The organism is Curtobacterium sp. B18, from assembly GCF_000333375.1.
In the GTDB taxonomy this organism is placed as follows: domain Bacteria; phylum Actinomycetota; class Actinomycetes; order Actinomycetales; family Microbacteriaceae; genus Curtobacterium.
In genome coordinates, this window is record NZ_BACZ01000206.1 from 1 (window position 1) to 5109 (window position 5109).

Genomic DNA, 5109 nt, shown 5'->3' on the forward strand with positions numbered 1-5109 from the left:
TCCCGTCCGTCGTGCGGTCGCGCCCCGGGTCGCGACCGGGTGCGCGATCAGGGCTCGACGTCGCCGGCCCGTTGGTAGAGCGCCGTGGCCAGGTCGCTCAGCACCGCGAGTGCGGCGCCGCCGTGTGCCGCGTCGACCTCGCGGAGGACCTCGGCGTAGCGGCGTCGGTGGTCCTGGACGACGGCCTCGCCGTCGGGCAGCAGCCGCAGCAGCGAGCCACGGCGGTCGTCGGGGTTCGGCGCCCGCTCGAGCAGGCCGGCGTTCGTCATCCGGTCGATCATGTTCGTGACCGCGCCCGACGTCAGGCCGAGGTAGCCGGCGACCTCGGTCGGCGTGGAGTACCCCGTGTCACTCACGAGCACCAGGGCGCGGAGGGCGTTCTCGTGCACCCCGGCGCGGGCGCTCAGGCGGCCGACGAGGCTCGCGTTCGCGCGGACGACGGCCTCGAACGCCGCGATGAGGTCGGTCGGGTCACTGTCGGGTGCCGTGGGCACGCGGTCCTCGCCTTCGGGTCGTGAGGGAGCGTCCCTCGCACTGGGGCCAGTATACGAGTGGTCAATTTGGTGAATGAGTGACTATCTTGATCATCGAAGCAAACGAACCCGAACGCGTTGCTCCACCCCCCATCCCTGATCACCACTCCGAAGAGGTTCCCGTGTCCGACAAGCTCCGCACCCCCGCACTGAAGCGGGTCCGATTCGCCCCCGTCGCACTCCTCGCGGGCATCTTCGCCGCCGTGCTGCTCTCCCTCTCGCTCACCGGCACCCTCTCCGGGTTCGCCGCGAGCATCACCAACAGCAGCAACACCGCCGCGAGCGGCACGCTGACGATGCAGGAGCAGAACGCCGGCGGCACCGTCACGTGCACGAGCACCGACGGCGGCTCGGTCTCGACGAACGCCGCGACCTGCTCGACCATCAACAAGTTCGGCGGCAGCACCACCATGACGCCGGGCAACACCGTCACCACCGCGATCTCGATCAAGAACACCGGGACCGCGAACGCCTCGACCTTCACGCTGACCCCCGGTGCCACCTGCACCCAGTCGGCGAACGGCTCGGTCAACGGCACCGCGACCGACCTCTGCGCGAAGATGAACCTCGTCATCACGTCCGGCTCGACCACGGTCTTCTCCGGCACGCTCGCCAGCTTCAAGGGCGCCGCCGCCTCGGCGTTCACGATGCCCGCAGCCCCCGCCGCCGGTGCGTCCGTGCCGTTCACCTTCGCCGTGACGCTCGACTCCTCGGCCGGCAACACCTACCAGGGCCTCGCCGCCTCCGTGCCGATGACCTGGACCTTCACCGCCTAGCCACCCCGACCGGCGACGCTCGACCGATCCCCCCCTCCGGTCGAGCGTCGCCACCCACACCCCGCTCCACCCATCACCCCACCCCCACCCCGCACCACCCCCACCCCGCACCAACCATCACCCCCACCCCGCACCGCCCCGCCTCCCCGCCTCCCCGCGGGCGCCCCCTCCCCACACACGCCGCACACGAACGGAGCCGACGATGAGCCAGACCGCCGCCATCCCGCTCAGCGGCACGCTGGAGCGCCCGCTGCTCGGGGGCCACACCGCCACCCGCTTCGAGACGGTGCTCGCCTGGTCTGTGGCCGTCGTCGCCGCCGTGCTCCTCACCGCCGCCCTGCTGTTCCTGTCCGTCGGCGGCCGCTGGTTCGTCGTCGAGACGCCCTCGATGGGCGAGGCCGCCCCGGTCGGCACCCTCGTCCTCGACCTGCCGGTGGACGTCGCCACCCTCGGCGTCGGCGACGTCGTCTCCTTCGAGACCGCCGCGAACCCGGGCGTCGTCTACACGCACCGCATCGTCGACGTCGACGGCGCGGGCCTGCACACCCGTGGCGACATCAACGGCGCGACCGACCCGTGGACCCTCACGCAGGAGAACGTCATCGGTTCGCCGGTGCTCCTCGTGCCGCACCTCGGCTGGCTGTTCCGCGCCGCGCCGCTGCTGCTCATCGGCACGCTGGTGATCTGGACGCTCACGAGCGTGTTCACCGACCGGGTGACGCGTACGTGCCTCCGCATCGCCGGGGGAGCGCTCACCGCGTCGTACGCGGCCTTCGTCCTCAAGCCGTTCGTCAACGTGACGACGATCACGAACACCGCCACCCACGCCGGCGTCGAGGCGACGATCGTGTCCTCCGGCGTGTTCCCGGTCCGGGTCGAGTCGCCCGGTGCCGCGAGCGTGCACCTCGTCGACGGACAGGTCGGGCACATGGTCATCCGCGAACTCACGGCGAACGGGCACTACCAGCTCACGTCGAACATCGACCTCGGACCGATCGGGTGGGGGCTGCTCGTCGCCGCGTGCCTCGTCCCCCTGGTGCTGTGCCTGGCCGTCGGCCGCGTCGAGGCGGTGCGTCCCTCGTGAACCTCCGACGTCTCCGCGACGGTCGGGTCGTGGCCCTCGTCCTGGTCCTCGCCGTGGCCGTCGTCGGCCTCGCCAACGTGTTCGCCCCGACCCGGTCCGCGTTCAGCGCCGTGGTGGCGAACAGCGGCAACAGCGCCGCGACCGCGCCCTACTTCACCTGCGGCGCCGCGGTCGGCGCCGACACCGCGAACGCCCTCTTCGCCTACCGTCTCGGCGAGGCCAGCGGTGCGACCACCGCCGCGGACTGGTCGGGCAAGGGCCTGAACGGCACGTACCAGGGCGCGATGACGGCCTCCACCCCGAGCCCGAACGCGTGCCCGCGCGACACCGGCAGCTCCTACGTGCTGAACGGCTCGACGAGCTTCGTGTCGACGCCGCGCTCGTACGCCAACCCGACCACCTTCAGCGAGGAGGTCTGGTTCCGCACGACCGTCGCCGGCGGCATGCTCGTCGGGTTCGGCAGCAACCAGTCCGCCACCTCCGGGCAGCACGACCGGCAGATCTACATCAACACCACCGGGCAGCTCGTCTTCGGCACCTACAACGGGACGACCCAGGTCGTGACCTCACCGAAGGCGTACACCGACGGCGCGTGGCACCACGTCGTGGCGACGATGTCCGCGAGCACCGGGATGCGGCTCTACGCGGACGGCGCCCTCGTCGCCTCGAACACCGCGTTCACCGCGCCCGAGAAATACACCGGCTACTTCCGGATCGGCTACGACACCGTGTCGGGGTGGCCCGGGCAGCCGTCGAACTTCGCCTTCACCGGGTCGATGCGGTACGCGGCGGTGTACAGCACCGTCCTGTCGGCGACGCAGGTCGCGAACCACGCGGCCGCCGGTCGCTGAGACGCCGACGGACGCAAGGCGCGGTGCCAGCCGGCACCGCGCCTCCCGTCCGCCCTGCACCGCGTCGGTGCGGACGCGTCGCTACGCGATCGCGATCTCGTTGGGCGTGCCGGGCAGCACCTCGCTCGACGCGATGGTCTCGCCGGTCGTGAGGTCGACCGCGTGGACCTTCCGCTCGGCCGGGTCGGTGACGTAGGCGACGTCGCCGACGACCTTCAGCGCCGGGTGGGCGTCCTGCCACTCGGCGGGTCCCTCCCACGGGTCGATCACCGGGAAGGAGTCGAGCAGGTCACCGGACGTCGTGTCGAAGGTGTGCAGCGCGCCGTCGTCCCCGAGCACGACGGCCTCGTCCCCGGGACCACGAGCGAGGTCCCGGAACGTGTAGCCGACGCCGTCCGGCACGTCGGCAACCCGGTAGGAACCGGATGCCGCGTCGATCAGGGCGATCTGGTGGAGGAGGTACCCCTCGCTGTCCGGGTCGTCGTTGTAGTCGCCCAGTGCGATCGAGGACGTGCCGGTCGTGAACAGGTTGCCGGTGCGGCCGTACTCCGTCGGAGCGTCGATCTTCGTGAACGTCCCGTCGTCGTACACGAGGGCCCCGTCCGTGCACCCGAACACGGCGACGTCACCCTGGACCGCGCCTTCCCCGTGCACGTCCGGGCACTCCTCGGAGCGGGTGGTCTCCTTCCCGTCCGCGCCCAGCGCACGGACCCCGCTGCGAGACTCCTCGTCGCCGATGGTGGTGAGCAGCGTGCCGTCCTCCAGCACGATCGCAACGCCGTGGTGCGCGGCCGCGGACTCGGTCGTCTCGGTGTCGGGCAGGTCGGCACCGTCGAGCTCGGTGTTGTCGAACGTCGTCACCTGGCCGGTGCCGTCGGCGAAGAGCGCCGTCCGGTCGCCGTGGACGACCGCGTGCCCGCCGGTGTCGGCGGGGAAGACCGCGTCGGTGAGGGCCGGATCGGCCGCGGTGTCGAGCACCCGGAAGCCGCTCGGCACCGTGACGAGCACGTGCCGCCCGTCACCCGCCGGGTTGACGCGTGTGAACCCGTCGACGGCGTCGTCGGTCAGGACGCGAAGGTCGTCGTCGAGCACGAGGACTCCGCCGTCGTACGTGAGCGTGATCCGGGTGCCGTCGGCGCGCGCGGTCGCGGTGCGCGCGGACTCCGAGGGGGTGGTGTCGGCCGCGCATCCGGTGAGGGCAAGGGTGGCCGCGGTGAGCAGGGCGGCAGGCAGGGCCGCGGTGCGCAGGGTCTTGGTCGTCGTCATGGTGGTTACTGTACTGATTCTCATTCTCAATTACGAACCGAGAGGCCGTCGACGATCGCCTCGGTGTTCGACCGCATCATCCCCAGGTAGGTGGACGCGGGGCCGTCGGTGGTCAGCGACTCGGTGGCGAGCGGCTGGATGTCGACGTGCACGTCCACCTCCTCCGCCAGGACCTCGGCCAACCGGGCGGGCTGCGACGCGTCGGCGAAGACCGTCCGGACGCCCGTCTCCTCGATCGCGTCGGCGAGGTCCCGCAGGTCCGCCGCGCTCGGCGAGGCGAGGGTCGTCCCGCTCGGGATGACGGCCCCGACGACCCGGAACCCGTACCGGTCGGCGAGGTAGCCGAAGACGTGGTGGTTCGTCACGAGGGCCCGCTGCCCGGGGCCGAGCGCGCCGAAGGCCCGCTCCATCTCCCCGTCGAGCGCGTGCAGGGCGTCGAGGTAGTCCGCGGTGCCCGTCGCCCGGATGCCCACGTCGCGGAGGTCGTCGTCGAGCGACTCGACGACGTCAACCATCCGTGCGGGGTCGGCTCAAAAGTGCGGGTCCGGCCCGCTTTCGTCCTCGGTCGTCCACTCCAGGGCCTCAACCGCGTCGCCGGG

The 5109-nt window shown here is 71.6% G+C and carries 6 protein-coding genes; 3 read left to right on the forward strand and 3 right to left on the reverse strand.

What is annotated here, in order from left to right:
- Nucleotides 1–47: 47 nt before the first annotated feature.
- On the reverse strand, nucleotides 48–494 hold the full coding sequence (locus I5E_RS22585) for a MarR family winged helix-turn-helix transcriptional regulator (RefSeq protein ID WP_022906105.1): 447 nt from the start codon (nucleotides 492–494) through the stop codon (nucleotides 48–50).
- A gap of 161 nt (nucleotides 495–655) precedes the next feature.
- Here I5E_RS22585 and I5E_RS05475 point away from each other — a divergent pair, with 161 nt between their 5' ends.
- The 3 genes from I5E_RS05475 to I5E_RS05485 all read left to right on the forward strand — a co-directional run bounded on the left by I5E_RS05475 (nucleotide 656) and on the right by I5E_RS05485 (nucleotide 3244).
- Nucleotides 656–1309 (forward strand): hypothetical protein, encoded by a 654-nt coding sequence (locus tag I5E_RS05475; protein WP_022906106.1) that lies wholly within the window; start codon nucleotides 656–658, stop codon nucleotides 1307–1309.
- Nucleotides 1310–1511: 202 nt separating this feature from the next.
- Nucleotides 1512–2393, forward strand: coding sequence for a S26 family signal peptidase (locus tag I5E_RS25240; protein WP_022906107.1), 882 nt, complete (start codon nucleotides 1512–1514; stop codon nucleotides 2391–2393).
- A 29-nt stretch (nucleotides 2394–2422) separates the two neighbouring features.
- Nucleotides 2423–3244: a LamG domain-containing protein gene (locus I5E_RS05485; protein WP_261974862.1), complete on the forward strand. Its 822-nt coding sequence runs from the start codon at nucleotides 2423–2425 to the stop codon at nucleotides 3242–3244.
- Nucleotides 3245–3325: 81 nt separating this feature from the next.
- On the opposite strand, the gene I5E_RS05490 is transcribed toward I5E_RS05485, so the two are convergent.
- A complete protein-coding gene (locus I5E_RS05490) occupies nucleotides 3326–4510 on the reverse strand; it encodes a hypothetical protein (RefSeq protein ID WP_022906109.1) in 1185 nt (394 codons plus the stop codon).
- A gap of 26 nt (nucleotides 4511–4536) precedes the next feature.
- Nucleotides 4537–5025: a metal ABC transporter substrate-binding protein gene (locus I5E_RS21245; RefSeq protein ID WP_022906110.1), complete on the reverse strand. Its 489-nt coding sequence runs from the start codon at nucleotides 5023–5025 to the stop codon at nucleotides 4537–4539.
- Between the last annotated feature and the right edge of the window lie 84 nt (nucleotides 5026–5109).